The organism is Gordonia asplenii, assembly GCF_012933505.1.
GTDB classification, from domain to species: Bacteria; Actinomycetota; Actinomycetes; order Mycobacteriales; family Mycobacteriaceae; genus Gordonia; species Gordonia asplenii.
Map to the genome: position 1 here is coordinate 1 of NZ_JABBNB010000032.1, position 20601 is coordinate 20601.

General features: G+C 66.8%; 17 protein-coding genes. 11 read left to right on the top strand and 6 right to left on the bottom strand.

The annotated features are described in order from the left end of the window. Positions 1 to 725: 725 nt before the first annotated feature. Positions 726 to 1256, top strand: a complete 531-nt coding sequence (locus HH308_RS23490; protein WP_170196692.1) for a hypothetical protein — start codon at positions 726 to 728, stop codon at positions 1254 to 1256. A gap of 92 nt (positions 1257 to 1348) precedes the next feature. Here the strand turns inward: HH308_RS23490 and HH308_RS23495 are convergent, their stop codons facing one another. Both HH308_RS23495 and HH308_RS23500 read right to left on the bottom strand, forming a co-directional pair. Beyond that, positions 1349 to 2479, bottom strand: coding sequence for a serine hydrolase domain-containing protein (locus tag HH308_RS23495; RefSeq protein ID WP_170196693.1), 1131 nt, complete (start codon positions 2477 to 2479; stop codon positions 1349 to 1351). Positions 2480 to 2787: 308 nt separating this feature from the next. Continuing rightward, positions 2788 to 3471, bottom strand: coding sequence for a TetR/AcrR family transcriptional regulator (locus tag HH308_RS23500; protein WP_170196694.1), 684 nt, complete (start codon positions 3469 to 3471; stop codon positions 2788 to 2790). A gap of 117 nt (positions 3472 to 3588) precedes the next feature. Between HH308_RS23500 and HH308_RS23505 the strand changes: the two genes are divergently transcribed. Continuing rightward, entirely contained in the window at positions 3589 to 4050 is a 462-nt protein-coding gene (locus HH308_RS23505; RefSeq protein WP_170196695.1) for a nitroreductase/quinone reductase family protein, read from the top strand. A 47-nt stretch (positions 4051 to 4097) separates the two neighbouring features. Next, a complete protein-coding gene (locus HH308_RS23510) occupies positions 4098 to 5426 on the top strand; it encodes a DNA polymerase IV (RefSeq protein ID WP_211188778.1) in 1329 nt (442 codons plus the stop codon). Here HH308_RS23510 and HH308_RS23515 read toward each other — a convergent pair. Further along, positions 5314 to 6525: a GGDEF domain-containing protein gene (locus tag HH308_RS23515; protein WP_170196697.1), complete on the bottom strand. Its 1212-nt coding sequence runs from the start codon at positions 6523 to 6525 to the stop codon at positions 5314 to 5316. The two genes, HH308_RS23510 and HH308_RS23515, sit on opposite strands and share 113 nt — an antisense overlap. A 65-nt stretch (positions 6526 to 6590) precedes the next feature. After that, complete coding sequence (locus HH308_RS23520; protein WP_170196698.1) at positions 6591 to 7571, bottom strand: asparaginase; 981 nt, start codon at positions 7569 to 7571, stop codon at positions 6591 to 6593. Positions 7572 to 7704: 133 nt separating this feature from the next. On the opposite strand from HH308_RS23520, the gene HH308_RS23525 reads away from it, so the two are divergent. Further along, positions 7705 to 8274, top strand: coding sequence for a WKL family lipoprotein (locus tag HH308_RS23525; protein ID WP_170196699.1), 570 nt, complete (start codon positions 7705 to 7707; stop codon positions 8272 to 8274). A gap of 177 nt (positions 8275 to 8451) precedes the next feature. Here the strand turns inward: HH308_RS23525 and HH308_RS23530 are convergent, their stop codons facing one another. Then, a complete protein-coding gene (locus HH308_RS23530; RefSeq protein ID WP_312870825.1) occupies positions 8452 to 9390 on the bottom strand; it encodes a hypothetical protein in 939 nt (312 codons plus the stop codon). Positions 9391 to 9542: 152 nt separating this feature from the next. Here HH308_RS23530 and lspA point away from each other — a divergent pair, with 152 nt between their 5' ends. The 5 genes from lspA (at position 9543) to ilvA (ending at position 16762) form a co-directional block, all read left to right on the top strand. Then, on the top strand, positions 9543 to 10307 hold the full coding sequence (gene lspA, locus HH308_RS23535) for a signal peptidase II (protein WP_312870826.1): 765 nt from the start codon (positions 9543 to 9545) through the stop codon (positions 10305 to 10307). After that, complete coding sequence (locus tag HH308_RS23540; protein ID WP_170196701.1) at positions 10300 to 11226, top strand: RluA family pseudouridine synthase; 927 nt, start codon at positions 10300 to 10302, stop codon at positions 11224 to 11226. The genes lspA and HH308_RS23540 overlap by 8 nt, the downstream gene beginning before the upstream one ends. A gap of 161 nt (positions 11227 to 11387) precedes the next feature. Next, on the top strand, positions 11388 to 14951 hold the full coding sequence (gene dnaE / locus HH308_RS23545) for a DNA polymerase III subunit alpha (protein ID WP_170196702.1): 3564 nt from the start codon (positions 11388 to 11390) through the stop codon (positions 14949 to 14951). Positions 14952 to 15069: 118 nt separating this feature from the next. After that, entirely contained in the window at positions 15070 to 15309 is a 240-nt protein-coding gene (locus HH308_RS23550) for a hypothetical protein (protein WP_170196703.1), read from the top strand. Positions 15310 to 15364: 55 nt separating this feature from the next. Continuing rightward, positions 15365 to 16762, top strand: coding sequence for a threonine ammonia-lyase IlvA (ilvA, locus tag HH308_RS23555; protein ID WP_376767261.1), 1398 nt, complete (start codon positions 15365 to 15367; stop codon positions 16760 to 16762). Positions 16763 to 16823: 61 nt separating this feature from the next. On the opposite strand, the gene treZ is transcribed toward ilvA, so the two are convergent. After that, positions 16824 to 18674: a malto-oligosyltrehalose trehalohydrolase gene (gene treZ, locus HH308_RS23560; RefSeq protein ID WP_170196704.1), complete on the bottom strand. Its 1851-nt coding sequence runs from the start codon at positions 18672 to 18674 to the stop codon at positions 16824 to 16826. A 238-nt stretch (positions 18675 to 18912) separates the two neighbouring features. Here treZ and HH308_RS23565 point away from each other — a divergent pair, with 238 nt between their 5' ends. Further along, a complete protein-coding gene (locus HH308_RS23565; protein ID WP_170196756.1) occupies positions 18913 to 19728 on the top strand; it encodes an MlaE family ABC transporter permease in 816 nt (271 codons plus the stop codon). Between the two features lie 5 nt (positions 19729 to 19733). Beyond that, positions 19734 to 20600 (top strand): MlaE family ABC transporter permease, encoded by an 867-nt coding sequence (locus tag HH308_RS23570; RefSeq protein ID WP_170196705.1) that lies wholly within the window; start codon positions 19734 to 19736, stop codon positions 20598 to 20600. Position 20601 lies beyond the last annotated feature (1 nt).

The following is a 20601-nucleotide window of genomic DNA, read 5'->3' on the forward strand; positions in this document are numbered from 1 at the left end:
AGCAGCACCCGCAGCCGCATAACCTCAATCACCAGCCACAAGCTGAAAGGGACACCACCACACCACGATCCACAACCACACATCGAACCGCCACCACCATCGGCGCGCAGCACGCGCCGATGGCGGTAGGCGTGAACCTTCACCGGCCCTCACACCTCGCACCGGCGATCCCCCCGCCATTGATCTGCCGCGAGCCGGCTGCTGGTGTCAAGACTGGACCCTGCGAGCGAGCGCACACGCTGGTATGCGGTCGGTGGGTGTGTTTGCCGGCCACTCCGATGTCCACCTCACCGCACAACCCCAAACCACACTTGACAAACAACATAGAAGCGTCGAAACCTCTCAGCCACAACGACTTTCGATGATGCGCGCCAACATCGGCGATGACACCCGGCAAGTGAGGCGTGTGCACCCTACGGGTGCGCACGCCTCGATGTTCGATAGCATCACAGTTCGGCAAGTGCGCTACCATCAAATGCATTGTGGTACCGGGGTTTCGACACCCTCGTCACTTCGACTCGGCTAGCGCCTCGCTCAGTACGGCGCGCTAGCGCTCCTCGCGGCTCAACCAGCGGATAGGGCCCGTCGTCGGTGGATCCAGGTTGAGCCGGCTCAACCAGCGGGGCGCTCCGCGCGGCGAGTCGAAACAGTGAATCCTCAACCAGCGGGGATGTCGTACCTCGGTGCCATTCTGTACACATGAACGAACAGCCTGGAGCGCGGCCGTGACTACGGCAGCCGGTGGGCCGCGCGGTGTGGCGTCGGCGATTTGGTCATTCGCCGCGCACGCGGTGCCGATCGCGTTGTGCGTGGCGATCCCGTTTCGCGTGGCGTACTGGTTTGGCCTTCTCACCGCAGTGGGCACAGCGGCCCAGGTGGTGGTCTTCCTGTGCTGGGTCGCGTACGTCGCGCATGAGCGTCTCGCACCGTTGTGCGTACGCTGCATCGATGCCGTGCCGGCGGATGCCCCAACTCAGGCGCGACGTCGTCGAAGAACTCTGCGACTGTTTCACTTCACCGTGAGTCCGCCCGGAATAGTGACGTTCGCCGTACTCCTGGTCGGGATGTGGACCTTGTCCGCGTTCCATCCGTCGAACTGGCTGTCGGCGCCGACCGACGTCTGGATGTTCGCGACAGTCTGGTCGGGCTGGGTGCACCACCGCTTGCGGCCGTGGTGTCCGTACTGCGACTGGGAAGACGGCGGGTATGTCGAGGAGTCGCCCGACCCTATCCCGCGCGACTCCACGAGACGCTGACGCTGATGCTCGCGGCCGACGCCGCCGCGGTTACCGCCAGCACCGACGGCCAGGCGCCGATCTTCTTGACGCTGATCAGAACGGCGCCGCGCCTACCCGAGCGCCTCGAACGCCGCCGACAGGTAGGCCGCGGCGCGGTCGGATCCGATGATGCCGGGTGCCATCTTGTTCATCACGTACGAGATGGTGGTCTTCTTCTCGGGGATCATCACGGTCAGCGAACCGCCCCAGCCGCCCCAGAAACAGATCCGTTCGTCGGGGATGTAGGGGAGGGTCTGCGGTTCGGGCAGACCGAAGCCGATGCCCCAGCGCAGTGGCACGGCCAGCACGAGGTCGACGCCGCGGTACTGCTCGTCGAAGATGCGGTCGATGGTCGCCGACGAGAGGGTCAGCGGTCCGACCGAACCCCGCGAGATCAGGGACAGGGTGCCGACCAGCCCGCGTGCGTTGGTGTGACCGTTGAGGGCGCCCATGTCGGCACGGCGCCACGCGACGGTGTTGGCGGCCTCGGCGGTTGCCGCCGGCCCGGTGAACGTCTTCATCATCGGTGAGGCCGGATCGAGACTCTCGAAGTCGATCGGCAGCGGTGGCGGCGGGATGATCTCGGCGATCCGCGCGTCGTCGTCGGGTCCGGCGCCGATCTGCAGGTCGGTCCCCAGCGGACCGGAGATCTCTTCGGCCACAAACGCTTTCAAGTGTTTGCCGGTCACCCGCCGGATGACCTCGCCGAGTAGGTGACCCTGATTCTGTGCGTGATAGCCCGACGCCGTGCCCGGCTCCCACCACGGTGCTTGAGCGGCGAGCCGTGACGTCGAGAGGTCCCAGTCGTACATGTCCTCGACGGCGAACGGCTGATCCCATCCGGATACACCGGATGTGTGCGACATGAGCTGTGCGACGGTGATGTCCTGCTTGCCGTTGGCGGCGAACTCGGGCCAGTAGCGAGCGACGGGGGCGTCGAGGTCGACGAGCCCGCGGTCGACGCAGAGCAGTATCGCGAGTGCGGTGATCTCCTTCGTCGTCGACCAGACGTTGACGATGGTGTCCGATTCCCACGGCAACGTTCTCGCGGCATCACGGTGACCGCCCCAGAGGTCGACTACGGTCTCACCGTCGACATCGATCGCGAGGGCCGCACCGAGCTCCTCGCCGGAGTCGATGGTGGCGGCGAACGTGTCGCGCAGGGCGTCGAAGCGGGCGTCGTTGTGTCCGTTGACAGTCATGGGTCTCCTCATCTGTTCACCATCGACTGCGATGAGATCGCCGACTCAGACTAAGACGCCCGCCCTTCCACCATCGGCGAATCGGGAGCTTGCGTCACGCTGCGCCGACCGGCGCACCAACCACGTCGCGCCGTCAAGGAATGTCACGACTGAAGGGGCGTGGGCAACCCCGCTGTACGGGAGTGCAGTCGGGGTGAGTGGAAGGTGAGTGGAAACTGTCTGCTCACCGCCGCCGGGGTGAATGTTCCCCCGCCGGTGGTGACGGGGCAGAGTGCAATCGGCCACTCGTGACCGGTGCGCCCTCGCGTTCAGCGCAGGTGGGTCCCCAGGATCGACGCCAGCTGGGCGTCGAAGACCAGACGCGGCGCCCCGAAGGTGTCGGCGCCGAATCCGCCGAACACCTCCTGCCCGACCGCGCCGACCAGCCAAGTCCACACGCATAACGCGTAGGCGAACTGCGAGTCGGACAGGTCGAGGTCGAGCTCGTTGCGAATGCGACCGAAGTCGTCGGTCAAGTCGGCGTCGACGTCGTCGTCCGCGGTGAATGCGCCCGCGGCGTTCGCGTCGGCCAGGATGGTGATCAGGGCGATCATCACCCTCGTTCCGGGTTCGCCGGTGCGTTCGGGCGGTGCATCGTACCCGGGCACCGGCGAACCGTAGAGCAGCGCGTACTGCGACGGATGCACCACGGACCACGCTCTGAACGCGTGCGCCAGCACCTCGAGGCGGCGGCGATGGGTGCCGTCCGCGGCGTCGCACAGCGCGGCGTTGACCGCGTCGGCGAGTTCGCCGAAGGCCTCGACGACGAGGCGGGTGAGCAATTCGTCGCGGCTTTCGACGTACCGGTAGACCGCCGACGACACCATGTTCAATTCCCGGGCGATGGCACGCAGGGACAATGCGGCCGCGCCGACGGTGGCGAGCTGTTCGCGGCCCAGGGTCAGGATCTGCGCTTCGATCGCCAGGCGTTTGCGCGCACGGGGAGTCGTCATGTCGATCAGTATCGCACGATTGAGAGCACTGCTCTTGCATTCGCGCGACCAGACGTGCATACTTTAACGAGAGCAGTGCTCACAGTTTGTCCGATGCTTCGACGAAAGGGCCTACCGATGACTACCGGCCACTACCACTCCGCTTCCAGTCCCGTAGAGCGAGGCTTCAATTCGGCCGTTCGCTGGCTCGCCGACCACGGCGTCAACCTCGCGGGGGCGCAGGCACTCACCGTCTACGGCCGCAAGACCGGCAACCCGCAGCGGATTCCGGTCAATCCGATCAGCTTCGACGGCCGGGAATACCTGGTCTCGCCGCGCGGGAACACGCAGTGGGCGCGCAATGCGCGAGTCAATACCACCGCCGAGCTCAAGCGTGGACGCAAGCAGCGCCAGGTGGCGCTGACCGAGGTCTCCGACGCCGACGTGAAGACCGCGGTCATCTCCGACTATCTGCGTCGGTGGGGATGGGAGGTGGGGCGCCTGCTGCCCGACGGCCTCGCGCCAGACTCCGACGAGGCGACGCTGCGGGCGCATCTCGATGACCTTCCGGTCTTCACGGTCACTACCATGGCGGGGTGAGTTTCGACGCCGCCGAGTCCAGCGCGCGGTGGGTGCTGCACCTGGACATGGACGCGTTCTTCGCTTCGGTGGAGGAGTTGACCCGCCCGACGCTCGCCGGCCGTCCGGTCCTCGTCGGCGGCCTCGGTGGTCGCGGCGTGGTCGCGGGGGCGAGCTACGCTGCGCGCGAATTCGGTGCCCGGTCGGCGATGCCGATGCATCAGGCGCGGCGCCTGGTGGGGGCCGGTGCGGTGGTGCTACCACCGCGGGGATCGGTGTACCGGGTGGCCTCCCAGCGGGTGTTCGCCATTGTGCGCGAAGCGATTCCGACCATCGAGATGCTGTCGTTCGACGAGGCGTTCGGTGAACCGGCCGAGTTGGCCGGGGCCGCCGCGGGGGAGGTCGTCGCTTTCGCGGAGCGACTGCGCGCCCAGATCTACCGGCAGACGGGACTGACCGCTTCGGTCGGCTTGGGCAGCGGCAAACAGATCGCGAAGATCGCCTCCGGGATGGCCAAACCCGATGGGGTGATGGCGATCACACCGTCGCAGCAGTTGTCCTTCCTGCACGAACTGCCGGTGCGCAAGCTCTGGGGAATCGGACCGGTGTCGGGAGATCGGTTGGCGCGGTTGGGAATCGACACCATCGGCGACTTCGCGGCGATGTCGCCGGTCGAGGTGTCCTCGGTGCTGGGTGCGACGATCGGGCCCGCCCTGCACGCGTTGGCGCAGGGCGTCGACGACCGGCCCGTCGCCGAGCGGGCGTCGGCCAAGCAGATCAGCTCGGAGACCACACTGGCGCGCGACATCGTCGACCTGCCGTCGCTTCGACGCGAGGTCACCAAGATCGCGGCCGACGCACATCGTCGGCTGCTGTCCGACGGGCGCGGCGCGCGCACCATCGTCGTCAAGCTCAAGCGCTCGGACATGTCGATCCTGACCAGGTCGGCAACCCTGCCCGGAGCGTCGGTCGACGCGGACGTTCTCACCGCCGCGGCGCAGCGCCTCGTCCTCGATCCGATGCAGATCGGACCGATCCGCCTCGTCGGTGTCGGCTTCTCCGGGTTGACCGCGGTGGAACAGTTCTCCCTGGAGTTCGGACTCGGTGATCTCAGCGCGCCGGAAGAGCTGATCGACACCGCGCCGTCGCCCGACGATGCGCCCGACGATGTGGTCGGCGAGCTACTCGCCGACGACGTGGCGCCCGACGATTGGCCGACCGGACTCGATGTGGTCCACCCCGACTACGGGCACGGCTGGGTTCAGGGCAGTGGGCACAGCGTCGTCACGGTGCGGTTCGAGACCCGGGCGACCGGGCCCGGCCGCGCGGTGACCTTCCGTCTGCCGGTCGACGAGTTGAGGCGTGCGGATCCCTTGGACAGTCTGGGCTGGACGTAGTCGGCTCCGACTGCGACGAGTCGGCCTGGCGGACGCGGTTGCCGCCGTCGCGCTTGGCCCGATACATCTGCCGGTCGGCCGAATTCATCAAGGCGTGCACGACGACGACCAGGTCGGACTCGATGCTCGGACCGCCCACGCGTGTCGACGCGCACGCGGCGCCGATGCTCGCGGTGATGCCCCACCGGTTGTCCGCGATCCCGCTGCGGTGGCGTTCGGCGAGGTCGAGGGCGGCGTCGGGGGTGCCGACGAGCACGACCACGAATTCCTCGCCGCCTATTCGGCCGCGCAGTTGCCCCTCGCTGCCGAGCAGCGTCGCGCCCACGTGCCGCAGGACGTCGTCGCCCACCGCATGACCCTCGGTGTCGTTGAGATGTTTGAAATCGTCGAGATCGATCAGCATCACGTTCACGGTGACCACGGCGTCGGTGTCGAACGTGCGGACCAGGCGGTCGAGCGCCTTGTCGAACCCGCGGCGGTTGAGCAGTTGAGTCAGTGAGTCGACGTCGGAGTTCTGCGCGTCGAGCTGCATCACCGGAATCAAGGTGATGAGCAGCAGCGGCAGCAACACCGTGTTGCCGATCAGGCTGACCGTGAGCATGGTCGCGACGATGGGGTCGGTCGCCGCGCCCAGCCGCACGCCCGCCACGACGATCACGACGATGGCTACCGCGACTACCGCGACCAGCGCCCGGGCGCCGTGCAGCGTCGCCACGTAGCCGGCCAGAAATGCGAAGGCACCCGCCCCCGACAGGGCCACCCACGGATTGGACACCGCGAAGGATTGCAGCGTGATCGCGCATCCGATTCCGGCGACGATCCAATACGACTGTCGTTGCGTCGGCCACCGGAGAAGCCAGAACACGCCGATCAGCAGGGTGACGCCATTGCCGATCAGCGACACGGTCCGCGTGACGTCGGAAGCGGGCCCGGAATAGCTGGCCAGCATCGCCAAACCGATGACGGTGAACCCGATCACGGCTACGCCCATCGAGATGCGGGCGAAAGAGTGCAACCGGCGCGCGGCGATGTAGTCGGTCATCGACGCGAATCGGTCGGGTTGGTGCCACAGATGAGCCAGCTGAGTCAGCAGTGACATCGGCACTTCCTCGGGTGGACGGCGCGGTCACCGTGCGCGGCCGAGCACATTCTCGAAAGCAAAGTTTATCGCACGGCGGTGTGCAGTCGCCGGTTGTCGTGCACCGGTCCCGACCTCGCGAAGAACTCGCCGACGGCCCCGCGACCGGCGCCGGAGGACAGCAAACCGAGCAGTGCCATCCGCGCTTGCGGGGCGCGCAACCACGTGGAGAGTATTGCTCCGGCGTCGAGGAGGTCGACGGCGCCGCCGCCCCCGCCGTACACCGCGGTCACCTCGCCGTAGGGCACCCGCGAAGTGACCACGACGGTCACCCCGCGCTGCACCGCCCGTGCGACGGCGGCGGTCACGTCGGGGTGGGTGTTGCCAGAACCGGTGGCGGACAACACGATTGCGGCCGCGTCGAGTGCCGCGGCGTCGACGATGCGGGGATTCACGCCGGGATACAGACTCAGTGACTCCACCCTGGGGACGACGGTGCGGGTCGTCCGCGGCAGCGTCGGTCGGCCCAACTCGGGGTGCACGACGTCGAACGCCGGTACCTCGGAGGTGCTGATCTTGAGCAGTCCGCGCGCGGGCAGCAGCGCCCCGCCCATCGCGACGACGACGCCCCGCCCGCGCGAGTCGGGGTCGGCGGCGCAGGCGAGGGCGCCGGCGAGATTCGCGGGCCCGTCGGCGGTGGGGGAGTCGTCGGTGAATTGGGCACCGGTGAACACCACCGGCCGCGGATCGTCGGCGTACAGGTCGACGAGGAACGCGCTCTCCTCCATGGTGTCGGTGCCGTGCGTCACGACCACGCCGAGCACGGCGTCGTCGGTCAGGGCGCCGGTCACGGCGTCGACGATGCGGAACTGGTCGTCGACGCACATCGCCGAGGAGTCGAGGGACATCAGGTCGACGATGCGCACCGGTGCGGAGCCGATGCCGGCTCGCCCCAGCAGATCGTCGCCGGTCAGGGCGGGTATCGCGCCCGTGGCGCCGCGTCGCGAGGCGACCGTCCCGCCGGTGGTGATCACGACGATGTGCGGCTCCCCGCCGACTGCTGGCATTGCACTAGGTTGGCTGTGGCAATGCTTAACGTCAAGCGTTGGTGCTCTCAGGATCGTTTGGCATAGTGGTAGCTCGTGTTCGCACCGACGGTGGTGCGTCCGGCTTTAGTTCACGACAGTAAGGGACGAGATCTTGAGGTTTGCGAAGTTTGTCGCGGCTGCGGCGGTACTCGGTGCGGTCACCGCGGTGTCCGCGTGCGGTTCCAGTGACTCCAATGACGCCCCACTTCCGTCGACCACGGCATCGAGCGCGACCACGACGTCGTCGACCGCCGCGGCGAGCACCGACGGCATCACCGGAATCAACGACCCCAACAAGCGGCCCACGGTAGCGGTGCTCAACACCATGCTGGAGACGGCGCTGAACCCCAAGGTTCCGGCCAGTGAGCGTCAGCAGCTGGTCCAGGGCTCGGAGAAGGACCCGCAGGCCTTCGCCAAACTGGACAAGGCGGTGGCCGAGAACAAGGGCGTCACCTACAAGATCATTCCGCCGGTGATCCCGGCCGGCCCGAAGAAGGCCACCGTCAAGGTGCGCGTCAAGCTGCCCGACAACCCGGTCACCAACGTCGAGGCCGGCATCGTGTTCGACGGCGGCCGCTGGAAGCTGTCCAATGGCACCGTGTGCGCCCTGATGAGCTCCGGCAACGTGAAGTCGGCGATGTGCCCGTCGACCGCGTCGACCTCGGCGAAGCCGACGAGTTAGTTCTGGCGAAGCCGACGAGCTAGTTCTGGCGAAGCCGACCAGTTAGTTCTGGCGAAGCCGACCGGTTAATTCTGACAGCAACGGCCCCACCCCCTCGGGTGGGGCCGTTGCTGTCTCGCCTGCGCTGATTCGTCCGCTGTGCCCGCGCGTGGCAGGAGATCGGGCAGGTCACCGAGATCATCGGCTCGCGTAGCTGACCGAGAAACCCATCTGCTGCAGCAGCGGCGCGCCGGCGCCGACCAATTCGCGGGCGCCGTTGGTGGTGATCGTCCCCGACGTCGGCAGCGCGCGGCGCAGATCCATCGTCAGCGTGCCGGTGCCGGTCATCGAATAGCGGTTGATGCGCAGCGTCTGGTTGGTGCCGGGGACCGCGAAGACGTCGTTGACGGGTGTCTCGTCGACGGTGACGTCGATGGTCACGGTGTCGCCGGTACGCGAGCGCAGGGTGGACGTGATCGTCTGCGTGGTGGTGGCGGCGCCGGTCAGCGTGCGCACCGAACGCCAGGTCGCGCCGGTGCCGACGGGCGTGATCGGGAATGCGACCGAATGCTGCAGGGTCTGCACCAGCGTCTGTTCGACGGCAGAGCGCGCCTGCGACGACGCGGCGTCGGGTGCGGAGATCCGCAGTGAGACCGGCATGGTGCCCGGCCCGAGGCTCATTCCGACGCGGGCATTGTGCTCGGCCTTGAGCGCGTCGGCCAGCACGACGTCGGGCGACGTCACCGCACCGAGAGACATCTCGACGTCGGTGGGGTCGGTGCATCCGATGCGCGCTGTCAGCGGCATCGTCACGCTCTGCGTCGTCTGACCGCCCGCCCGCGCCTCGCTGGAGGTGGTGGTGATCGTAACCTGTTGTGCCGCAGTGATATCAGGGGACGCGGCGAGGACTTTGCGGTCGGCTGCGCCGGGATCGGTGACCGTCACCGACGCCGGGGTGATCGGCAGCAGACTCACCCCGGCGGCGCCCGACGTCGACGTCGTGGCGCAGGGGCCGTCGTTCGATGCCGACGGAGTGGACGCGGGCTCGCCGCCGCATGCGGTGAGAACGGCGGCCAGAGCGGCCGCACAGCACAGGCCGCGCACGGCGATTCGACGGGTGGGCGGGGCAGACGACACGCCGACAGCCTAGTGCCCCGTGTCGGACGAGTGATTCCGGGCGGGCGTCGGGATCGTTACCCGAATCACTCGTCTGGCCGCGGCGCACACGGCGGAGTTCACCGCGCGGCCCACCGCGTGGCTCACAGTCGGCGGCCGTGGATGATGGAGGGGTGCCAGACTCCGCATCTCCCGACCCGACTCACTCGTCCCCGCAGCGCCGATGGCGGGTCACCGTGACCCTGTTGCTGATCGCCGCGGTGGTCGTCGCAGCCGACATCGCCACCAAAGCGCTGGCCGTGGCATACATCGAGGGTTCCGATCCGATCTACCTGATCGGCGACACCGTCCGGTTGACACTGCTGCGCAACAGCGGCGCGGCGTTCTCGATGGCCACCGGCTACACCTGGGTGCTGACCATCATCGCGCTCGTCGTGGTCGCGGTGATCATCCGATTCTCCTCGCGGCTTCGGTCGGGATGGTGGATGCTCGGGCTCGGGCTCGTCCTGGGCGGCGCGCTGGGCAATCTGATCGACCGGATCTTCCGCTCGCCCGGGCCGCTGCGCGGCTACGTCGTCGACTTCGTCGCGATCGGCTGGTGGCCGGTGTTCAACGTCGCCGACTCCGCGGTCGTATGCGGCGCGATACTGCTCGTGCTGCTGACCATCGTCGGCATCGAATTCGACGGCACGCGCACCGGGTGGGCGGCGCGCGGCGAGTCCGCCGCGGCGACCGACGATCACGTGGAAAAGTCAACTGCGGCAACAGAAGTCGACTCCGACGACGCGGTAGAGACGGACGCGGCAGAGACGGACGCGGCGGCGACGGACGCGGCGGCGACGGACGCGGCGGCGACGGACTCGGCGGCGACGGACTCGGCAGCGAGCGATGCGGCGGAACCGGCGAGCGAGGCGGACAAGGAGCGCAAGAATGCGTGATTCACGAGCCATGCCGGTACCCGACGGCGTCGCCGGAATGCGCGTCGACGCCGGGGTGGCGCGGATCCTGGGACTGTCACGGACGGTCACCGCGCAACTCGCCGAAGACGGCGACATCACCGTCGACGGCGCCGCGGTCGGGAAATCCCACAAACTGGCCGCCGGCGCGTGGCTCGACGTCGTGCTGCCCGCGCCCGAGGAACCGCTGCGCGTGGAGCCGACGCCGGTGGAAGACCTCGAAGTGATCTACCACGACTCCGACATCGTCGTCGTCGACAAACCCGTCGGCGTCGCCGCGCATCCGTCGGTCGGGTGGACCGGTCCGACCGTCATCGGCGCGCTGGCCGCGGCCGGTTTCCGGATCTCGACGTCGGGCGCGCACGAGCGGCAGGGGATCGTCCACCGGCTCGACGTCGGGACGTCGGGAGTGATGGTCGTCGCGGCGTCGGAGCGCGCGTACACGCTGCTCAAGCGGGCGTTCAAGCAGCGCACGGTCGACAAGCGCTACCACGCGCTGGTGCAGGGGCATCTCGACCCGCCGAGCGGAACGATCGACGCCGCGATCGGGCGCCATCCGGGCAACGACTGGCGGTTCGCGGTGATCGCGAACGGTAAACCGAGCGTCACCCACTACGACACCCTGGAGATGTTCGCCGCCGCGTCGCTGCTCGACGTCCACCTCGAGACCGGGCGAACGCACCAGATCCGGGTGCACTTCTCGGCACTGCACCACCCCTGCGCGGGCGACCCGACCTACGGCGCCGACCCGAAGCTGGCCGCCCGGCTCGGCCTCGACCGACAGTGGCTGCATGCCAAGTCGCTGTCGTTCGCCCATCCCGCCGACGGCCGCCAGGTCACCTTCGACAGCGACTACCCGCAGGACCTGCAGCATGCGCTGGACGTCCTGCGGGAGGGCTGAGCACCGACACGCCCGCACGACACGCCGACGCCGACACACTGCGTCCGCGCCACACCTGTCTCTTTCGTCACCGCTCGGCCGTGCGTCTCCGACGTTGTCGGTGGCGGCTACTAAAGTGGTGACGCTAGTGCAGGACCGCAATCGCCGGAGAGGTTAATACCGTGTCTGACTCGTCCGATACCGGAGCATTCGTACACCTGCACAATCACACCGAATACTCGATGCTCGACGGTGCGGCCAAGGTCAATCCGCTGTTCGCCGAGGCCAAACGGCTGGGCATGACGTCGATCGGCATGACCGACCACGGCAACATGTTCGGCGCGAGCGAGTTCTACAACGTCGCGAACAAGCACGACATCAAGCCGATCATCGGCATCGAGGCCTACATCGCGCCCGAGTCGCGATTCAACACCAAGCGCGTGTTGTGGGGCACCCGCGACCAGAAGTCCGACGACGTCTCCGGCAGCGGCGCGTACACCCACATGACGATGGTCGCGGAGAACGCGACCGGCCTGCGTAATCTGTTCAAATTGTCGTCGCGGGCGTCGATCGAGGGCCAGCTCGGCAAATGGTCGCGCATGGACGCCGACATCATCGCCGAACACGCCGAAGGCATCATCGCGACCACCGGCTGCCCCTCCGGCGAGGTGCAGACGCGCCTTCGCCTCGGCCACGATGAAGAAGCGCTCGCCGCCGCCGCGAAGTGGCAGGACATCTTCGGCAAAGAGAATTTCTACCTCGAGCTGATGGAACACGGCATCGAGATCGAGTCGCGGGTGCGCGAGGGTCTGCTGAACATCGGCCGCAAGCTCGGCATCAAACCGATCGTCACCAACGACTGTCACTACGTGACCCGCGAGCACGCGTCGAGCCACGAGGCTCTGCTGTGCGTGCAGACCGGCAAGACCCTCTCCGATCCGACCCGCTTCAAGTTCGACGGCGACGGCTACTACCTGAAGTCGGCCGTCGAGATGCGCGAACTGTGGGACGGCGAAGTGCCCGGCGCCTGCGACAACACCCTCGAAATCGGTGAGCGCGTCGAGTCCTACAAAGACGTGTTCACCCACCGCGATCGGATGCCGATCTTCCCGGTGCCCGAGCCGGAGACCCAGCAGACCTTCCTGCGCAAGGAGGTCCTCAAGGGGCTGGCCGGGCGATTCGCGCCCGAGCCGGTGCCCGCCGACTACACCGCGCGCGCCAACTACGAGCTCGACGTCATCATCCAGATGGGGTTTCCGGCGTACTTCCTCGTCGTCGCCGACCTGATCCGCCACGCGCACGACGTCGGGATCCGCGTCGGACCGGGCCGTGGATCGGCGGCGGGTTCGCTGGTCGCATGGTCGCTGGGCATCACCAACATCGACCCGATTCCGCACGGACTGCTGTTCGAGCGATTCCTCAACCCCGAGCGCGTGTCGATGCCCGACATCGACATCGACTTCGACGATCGTCGTCGCAGCGAGATGATCACTTACGCCAGCGACAAGTGGGGCACCGACAAGGTCGCCCAGGTGATCACCTTCGGAACGATTAAGACCAAGGCGGCGCTGAAGGATTCGGCCCGGGTGCAGTTCGGTCAGCCGGGTTTCGCGATCGCCGACCGGATCACCAAGGCGCTGCCGCCGCCCATCATGGCCAAGGACATCTCCGTGGTGGGCATCACCGATCCCAACCACGAGCGTTACGGCGAGGCGGCCGAGGTCCGCACCCTCATCGAGACCGACCCCGACGTCAAGCGGATCTACGACACCGCACTCGGTCTCGAAGGCCTGATCCGCAACGCCGGCGTGCACGCGTGCGCGGTGATCATGTCTTCCGAACCGCTCACCGACGCCATCCCGGTCTGGAAGCGCGCCCAGGACGGCGCGATCATCACCGGCTGGGACTATCCGTCGTGTGAGGCCATCGGCCTGCTCAAGATGGACTTCCTCGGCCTGCGCAACCTGACCGTCATCAACGACGCGCTCTACAACATCAAGCTCAACCGCGGCATCGAACTCAACATGGACACGTTGCCGATCGACGACGAGACCACCTACGAGCTGCTCGCCCGCGGACAGACGCTGGGCGTGTTCCAGCTCGACGGCGGGCCCATGCGGGAACTGCTCAAACGCATGCAGCCCACCAAATTCGAAGACATCGTCGCCGTCGGCGCGCTCTACCGGCCCGGCCCGATGGGTGTGAACGCCCACAACGACTACGCCGACCGTAAGAACGATCGGCAAGAGGTCCGGCCCATTCACCCCGAGCTGGAAGAACCGCTCGCCGAGATCCTGTCGGAGACCTTCGGTCTGATCGTCTATCAAGAGCAGATCATGCAGATCGCGCAGAAGGTCGCGGGTTACTCGCTCGGCCAGGCCGACCTGCTCCGTCGAGCGATGGGTAAGAAGAAGAAGGAGATCCTCGACGACGCCTACGAGGGTTTCCAGAAGGGAATGCTCGACAACGGCTACTCCCAGCCGGCGATCACCGCACTGTGGGACACCATCCTCCCGTTCGCAGGCTACGCATTCAACAAGTCGCACGCGGCCGCCTACGGACTCGTCTCGTACTGGACCGCCTACCTCAAGGCCAACTATCCGGCCGAGTACATGGCGGGTCTGTTGACCTCGGTCGGCGACGACAAAGACAAAGCTGCCATCTACCTGGCCGACTGCCGCAAGATGGGCATCACCGTGCTCCCGCCGGACGTCAACGAGTCGCAGAACGATTTCGCCGCCGTCGGCAGCGACATCCGATTCGGTCTCGCCGCGGTCCGCAACGTCGGCACCGGTGTCGTCGCCTCGATCATCGCCGCCCGTGAGGAGAAGGGAAAGTTCACCACCTTCTCCGACTACCTCGGCAAGATCGACGTCACCGCGTGCAACAAGAAGGTCACCGAATCGTTGGTCAAGGCGGGTGCCTTCGACTCGCTGTCCCATCCGCGCAAGGGCCTGTTCCTCATCCACGCCGAGGCCGTCGACTCCGTTCTCGGCACCAAGAAGGCCGAAGCGATGGGGCAGTTCGACCTCTTCGGCGACGTCGGGGGAGGCGCCGACGACTCGCTCGCCGAAGTCTTCGCCGTCAAGATCCCCGACGAGGAATGGGAGACTAAACACAAGCTCGCGCTCGAACGCGAGATGCTCGGCCTCTATGTGTCCGGTCACCCGCTCGGCGGGCTCGAGCAGGCCATCGCCACGCAAACCGACACCTCGATCACGTCGCTTCTGGAAGGCGACATCGCCGACGGCGCTCAGATCACCATCGGCGGCATCATCTCCGGCGTCGCCCGGCGCGTCAACAAGAAGGGCGAGCCGTACGCCGTCGTCACCCTCGAAGACCTCGTCGGTGGCGTCGAGGTGTACTTCTTCCCGCGTGCCTTCGCCACCTTCGGCATGGACATCGTCGCCGACAACATCGTGCTCGTGAAGGCGCGCGTCAACAAACGCGACGAAGACTCGATGATGATCAGCGCCAACGACCTCGCCGTCCCCGATCTCGCGCATGTGGGCAAAGACAAGCCGGTCAGTCTCACGCTGTCCGCGCGGCTGTGCACTCCCGATCGGGTCAGCGCGCTCAAGCAGGTGCTGATCCGCCACCCCGGGACCGCGGATGTACACGTGACCCTGGTCAGCGAGCGGAAGTCGACGGTGTTGCGGTTGACGGAGTCGCTGCGAGTGTCGCCCAGTTCGGCGCTGATGGGGGATTTGAAGGCTCTACTGGGCCCCACCTGTATCGGCGGTTGAGGGTGAACGTCGCGTTGTGTTCGTTCTCACCCGTCCCAAAGTTTCGGGTTGCCGAAAACTAGATCGTCGGCCTGCTAAACTCTTCTCACCAGATGGCCTGAGGAGAGTGTTCGACGTGATGACGACCATGGTTGAGATCAATGCACAGCGTCGTGTTTCCCGCGTCGTTCCAGTCGTCTCGGTCGCCGGCGTCGGATGGCCCGTCGACAAGATCGCGCTTGTTCTCGGCACCCTGCTCGCCGTCATGGGGGCGCTCGTCGTCAGCGGCTCCGCGGAGATCGCCAGCTGGGCCGGTATCGTCGTCGGGCTCGGTGCCCTCGTCGCCGTCCGCATCCATTACGCCCTGCGTCAACCGTAGGGCTGCTCGCGTACCCGTTGGGCGTCGTCGACGCCGGTCATGAAACGATTGATCGGTGAATGAAGTGCAAACGACGACGTCAGAACAGGCAATCGGACAAACCGGAGCAGCGATCTCGATCGATGAGATCACCGCAGCGGGAATTCGAATCGCTGACGCCGTCGTTCGCACTCCGCTGGAGTACTCGGCGCGGCTCTCCGGACGTGTTGGCGCGCAAGTCTATTTGAAGCGTGAAGATCTACAGTCGGTCCGTTCCTACAAGATCCGCGGTGCGTACAACGTGATGGCGCAACTGACCGACGACGAGCGTGCTCGCGGCGTCGTCGCGGCGAGCGCCGGAAACCACGCACAGGGCGTCGCCTACGCGTGCCGGGCGATGAACATCCGCGGCCGGATCTACGTACCGACCACCACGCCCAAGCAGAAATGCGACCGGATCCGTTGGCACGGTGGGGAATTCGTGGAACTGATTCGCGTCGGCGACACCTTCGACGCGGCTGCGGCCGCCGCGCAGAACGACGTCATCTCGACCGGCGCGGTCTGGATCCACGCCTTCGACGACCCGCGCACCATCGCCGGGCAGGGCACCATCGCCGCGGAGATCGTCGAGCAGCTCGGCCGCGTGCCCGATTTGATGATCAGCCCGGTCGGCGGTGGGGGATGCATCACCGGCACGACCGCGCTGCTGCGGGGCACCGACTCGGCGGTCCGCATACTCGGTGTGGAACCCACCGGTGCGGTGTCGCTGGCGGCGGCCCTCGTCGCCGGTCACCCGGTCACCCTCGACACCATCGACTCGTTCGTCGACGGCGCCGCGGTCAAACGCATCGGCGCCATCTGTGCCGCCGAGATGGCGGCGGCGGGCGCCACGGTCGCCGAACATCCGCTCTACGCCGGCGACCCGTCGCCGGCGACGGCGATCCTGCCCGCCGGGACGGTGCCGCCGGCCGGCGGCGTGCACATCACACACGTCGACGAGGGCGCTATCTGCTCGGCGATGCTGGAGCTCTACCAGAACGAGGGCATCATCGCCGAGCCGGCCGGCGCGCTCACCACCGCTGCGCTCGCTGAAATCGATGTCGCCGCAATGGATCTGGGGCCGGATGCGACGATCGTCTGCCTGGTTTCCGGCGGTAACAACGACGTTTCGCGCTACGGCGAGATCATCGAGCGTTCCCTCGTGCACCGGGGCCTCAAGCACTACTTCCTGGTGAACTTCCCGCAGGAGCCGGGCGCGCTACGACGCTTCCTCGACGAGGTGCTCGGCCCCGACGACGACGTGACCCTGTTCGAATACGTCAAACGGAACAACCGGGAGATCGGGGCCGCGCTCGTCGGCATCGAACTCGGCGCGCCGGACGGACTGGACCCGCTGCTCGATCGGATGGACCGCTCCCGGCTCAACTGCCAGCGCCTGCATCCGGGGACACCGGAGTACGAGTTCCTGACCTAGTGTCTCGGGCGGGATGCGCGGGGCTCACCCACACCCGCTGGTTGAGCTGGATCGGCGAACTTTACCTCTCCTTCAACACTGCCACGCTGTGCCGCGGCAGGCGCACCGAGTCGGCGCTCAATTCCGGTTCGCCCCAACACAATTCGACGGTGAGTCGACCCGCGTCGACGACGCCGAAGCGGCTCGCGGGAATCGTCACCGCCTCGCGCAATGCGGCCGCGATGCGGAATTGACCGCGGCGCAGGATGATCCAGCCGGTCTCGTCGTCGGAGTGGGTGACCTGTACCGAGCCGAAGCCCGACGCCGACAGATCCTCGTGTGATCGCCGCAATGTCAGCAGCGCGGTGTAGAAGTCCAGCATCCGGCGGTGCGCCGGATCGTCGAGCTCGGACCAGTCGAGTTTCGAGTCGGCGAAGGTCGACGGTGCCTGGGGGTCGGGGATGTCGTCGGAATTCCAGCCGTGCTCGGCGAACTCGGCCTTGCGGCCCGCCGCGGTGGCCGCGCCGAGTTCGGGTTCGGTGTGCGCGGTGAAGAACTGGAACGGCGTCGACGCCGCCCATTCCTCGCCCATGAACAGCATCGGCGTGAACGCCGACAATCCGATCAACGCCGCCTTGATGGCGAGTTGCCCGTCGTCGAGGTAGCTGGTGGGGCGGTCGCCGAGCGCGCGGTTGCCGATCTGATCGTGATTGCAGGTGAAGACGACCAACGCGCTCGCGGGCACGGCATCGACGGGCACCGGCCGGCCGTGGTGGCGGTGCCGGAACGACGAGTAGCTGCCGTCGTGAAAGAAGCCCTGCGTCAACACCTTTGCGAGTCCGCCCAGGGATCCGAAGTCGGCGTAGTAGCCCTGCCGCTCACCGGAGACCGCGGCATGCACCACGTGATGCATGTCGTCGTTCCACTGCGCGGTGAGGCCGTAGCCGCCGAGGTCGCGCGGGGAGATCAGTCGCGGATCATTCAGGTCGGACTCGGCGATCAACGACAACGGCCGCCCGACCTGCTGCTCCAATCGCGCTGTGCGGGTAGCCAGTTCCTCCAACAGATGCACGGCCCGATGATCGACGAGGGCGTGCACGGCGTCGAGACGGAGCGCGTCGATGTGGAATTCGTCGAACCAGCGCAGGGCGTTTCCGACGACGAACTCACGCACCGCATCGGAGTGCGGGCCGTCGAGATTCACCGAATCGCCCCAGGTGTTGCGGCCGCTCGACAGATACGGCCCGAACCGCGGCAGGTAATTGCCCGACGGCCCCAGGTGGTTGTATACGACGTCGAGGCACACCGCGAGCCCGCGACGATGACACTCGACGACGAACTCCACCAGGCCGTCCGGCCCACCGTAGGTCTCATCGACCGCGTACCACCCGACGCCGTCGTAGCCCCAGTTGTGTGCGCCGCCGAACGAATTGACCGGCATCACCTCCACCATGGTGACGCCCAGGCGCACCAGATGGTCGAGATGCTCGACGGCACCCGCGAAAGTGCCCGCCGCACTGAACGTCCCCACGTGCAGCTCGTAGAGCACACTGTCGCCGACGCTGCGACCCGTCCAGTCGGCATCGTCGTAGTCGTCGCGGATCCAGGCCGAGTCGGCGACGCGATGCGCCGAGCCAGGACGGTGCACGCCGTCGGGCAGTCGAGTGGCGCGCGGGTCGGGCAGCGGCGTCGGATCGCCGTCGACGCAGAAGCCGTAGCGTGCGGGCATGGTGTCGCGGTAGGGGGCCGGCACGGCGTCACGAACGGGGTACCACCAGCCGTGTTCGTTCACGCGAGCCATCGGCACCGATACGACGTTCGGCGAGTCGCTGTCGGTGAATGCCTGTACAGTGATCGCCGTCGCATGCGGGGCCCACAGGCGGACGTCGGCGAGAGTAACCGGAGCGCGGAATGTTCTCTCATGTTCGAGCATCCGCCAACGGTAGACCGAGGGGGAAGGGCGTGCGATTTGACGACACGTGTGACCAGAGTCAAAGATAGGCCGACGAGCGATGTATATTACCTAACCATCACGAGTCGCAGGTCCAAGGTGCCACGGCGTGCGCGCCGTCCTCGACCAGCCAGTCGGGGTCACACCGTGTTCGAGTTCTCAATTGCGAGGTAGGGGATTGACCACAGACACCGCGACCCAGGCCGGGGCGGCGCCGCGGGTGAAGACACGCTCCGCGGCGCGCAGATGGTTCGACGATCACATCGTCGCCTCCTTCGACACTTTCGGCCGGCAGCTCGGAATGTTCGTCGAAGTGTTCAAAGTGCTGATCGTCGACATCGTCAAGCGTCGTTTTCCCTATCGGGAGTTCATCCGGCAGTGCGCGTTCATGGCGTCGACGTCGGTGTTTCCGACGTTGCTGGTCGCCATTCCGATCGGCGTAATCGTCTCCATCCAGGTGTCGAACATCGCCGGGCAGATCGGCGCGACGTCGTTCTCCGGCGCCGCGACCGGTCTGGGCGTCATCCGCCAGGGAGCGCCGCTGGTCACCTCGCTGCTGCTGGCCGGCGCGGTGGGATCGGCGATCGCCGCCGACCTCGGCTCGCGAACCATCCGTGAGGAGATCGACGCCATGCGCGTCATGGGCGTCGACCCGATCCAGCGGGAGATCTCGCCCCGCCTGCTCGCGACGATGCTGGTGGCGTTCCTGCTCTGCGGTTTCGTCTGCTTCGTCGGCTTCATCACCGGCTACGTGTTCAACGTCTACTTTCAGGGCGGTACGCCCGGTAGTTATACGGGTACGTTCGCGTCCTTCGCCGGAACGTCGGACCTGATCTTCGCGATGGTCAAAGCGGTGATCTTCGGTGCCATCGTGGCGGTGGTCGCCTGCGACCGCGGCCTCAACACCAAGGGTGGCCCGGCGGGCGTCGCCAACTCGGTCAACGCGGCGGTCGTCAACTCGGTGCTGCTGCTGTTCACCGTCAACGTGATCCTCACTCAGGTGTTCGCACTCGTGATCCCGGCGAAGGTGGTCTAGCGGTCATGACAGCTTCCAGATATACCCCGCCGGCCCTCAAGCCGGTCCAGCTCGCCAAGGACGCGGCGCTGGTCCCGCGCGACGGCCTCGCGCGGATGGGCCATCAGGTCACCTTCCTGGGCAAATCGCTCGGCGCGGTGCCGCTGACGTTCACGCACTACCGCAAAGAGGTGTGGCGCCTGCTCTCCGACGTCGCCTGGGGCAACGGCGCGATCGTCGTCGGCGGCGGCACGGTCGGCGTCATGATCATCCTGGGCATCATGGGCGGCGCGACGGTCGGCATCGAGGGCTACACCGCACTCAACCTGCTCGGCATGGATCCGGTCACCGGTGGTCTGTCGGCGTTCGCGACGACCCGTGAGATCGCCCCGCTGCTCGCCGCGACCGCGTTCACGGCGCAATCGGGGTGCAGATTCACCGCCCAACTCGGGTCGATGCGGATCAACGAGGAGATCGACGCGCTGGAGTCCATCGCGATCCGGCCGATGCCCTACCTGGTCACCACGCGGATGTCGGCGGCCGTGCTCGCCATCATCCCGCTGTACTCGGTGTCGCTGGCCGCCAACTACATCGCCTGCCAGGTCATGTACCAGGTGCAGAGCGGCAAGGGGTCGGGCACCTACCTGCACTACTTCTACGGTTTCATGTCGTCGACCGACATGCTGTTCTCGTTCCTCAAGGTGATCGTCTTCGTGTTGTTGACGACCTTCATCCAGTGCTACTACGGCTTCTTCGCCTCGGGCGGCCCGGAAGGCGTCGGCATCGCGGCCGGCCACGCGATCCGATTGGCCATCATCGTCATCGTGTTCGCGAATCTGGTCATGACGCTGGTGTTCTGGGGCACCTCGCCGGGTATCAGGATCTCGGGTTAGG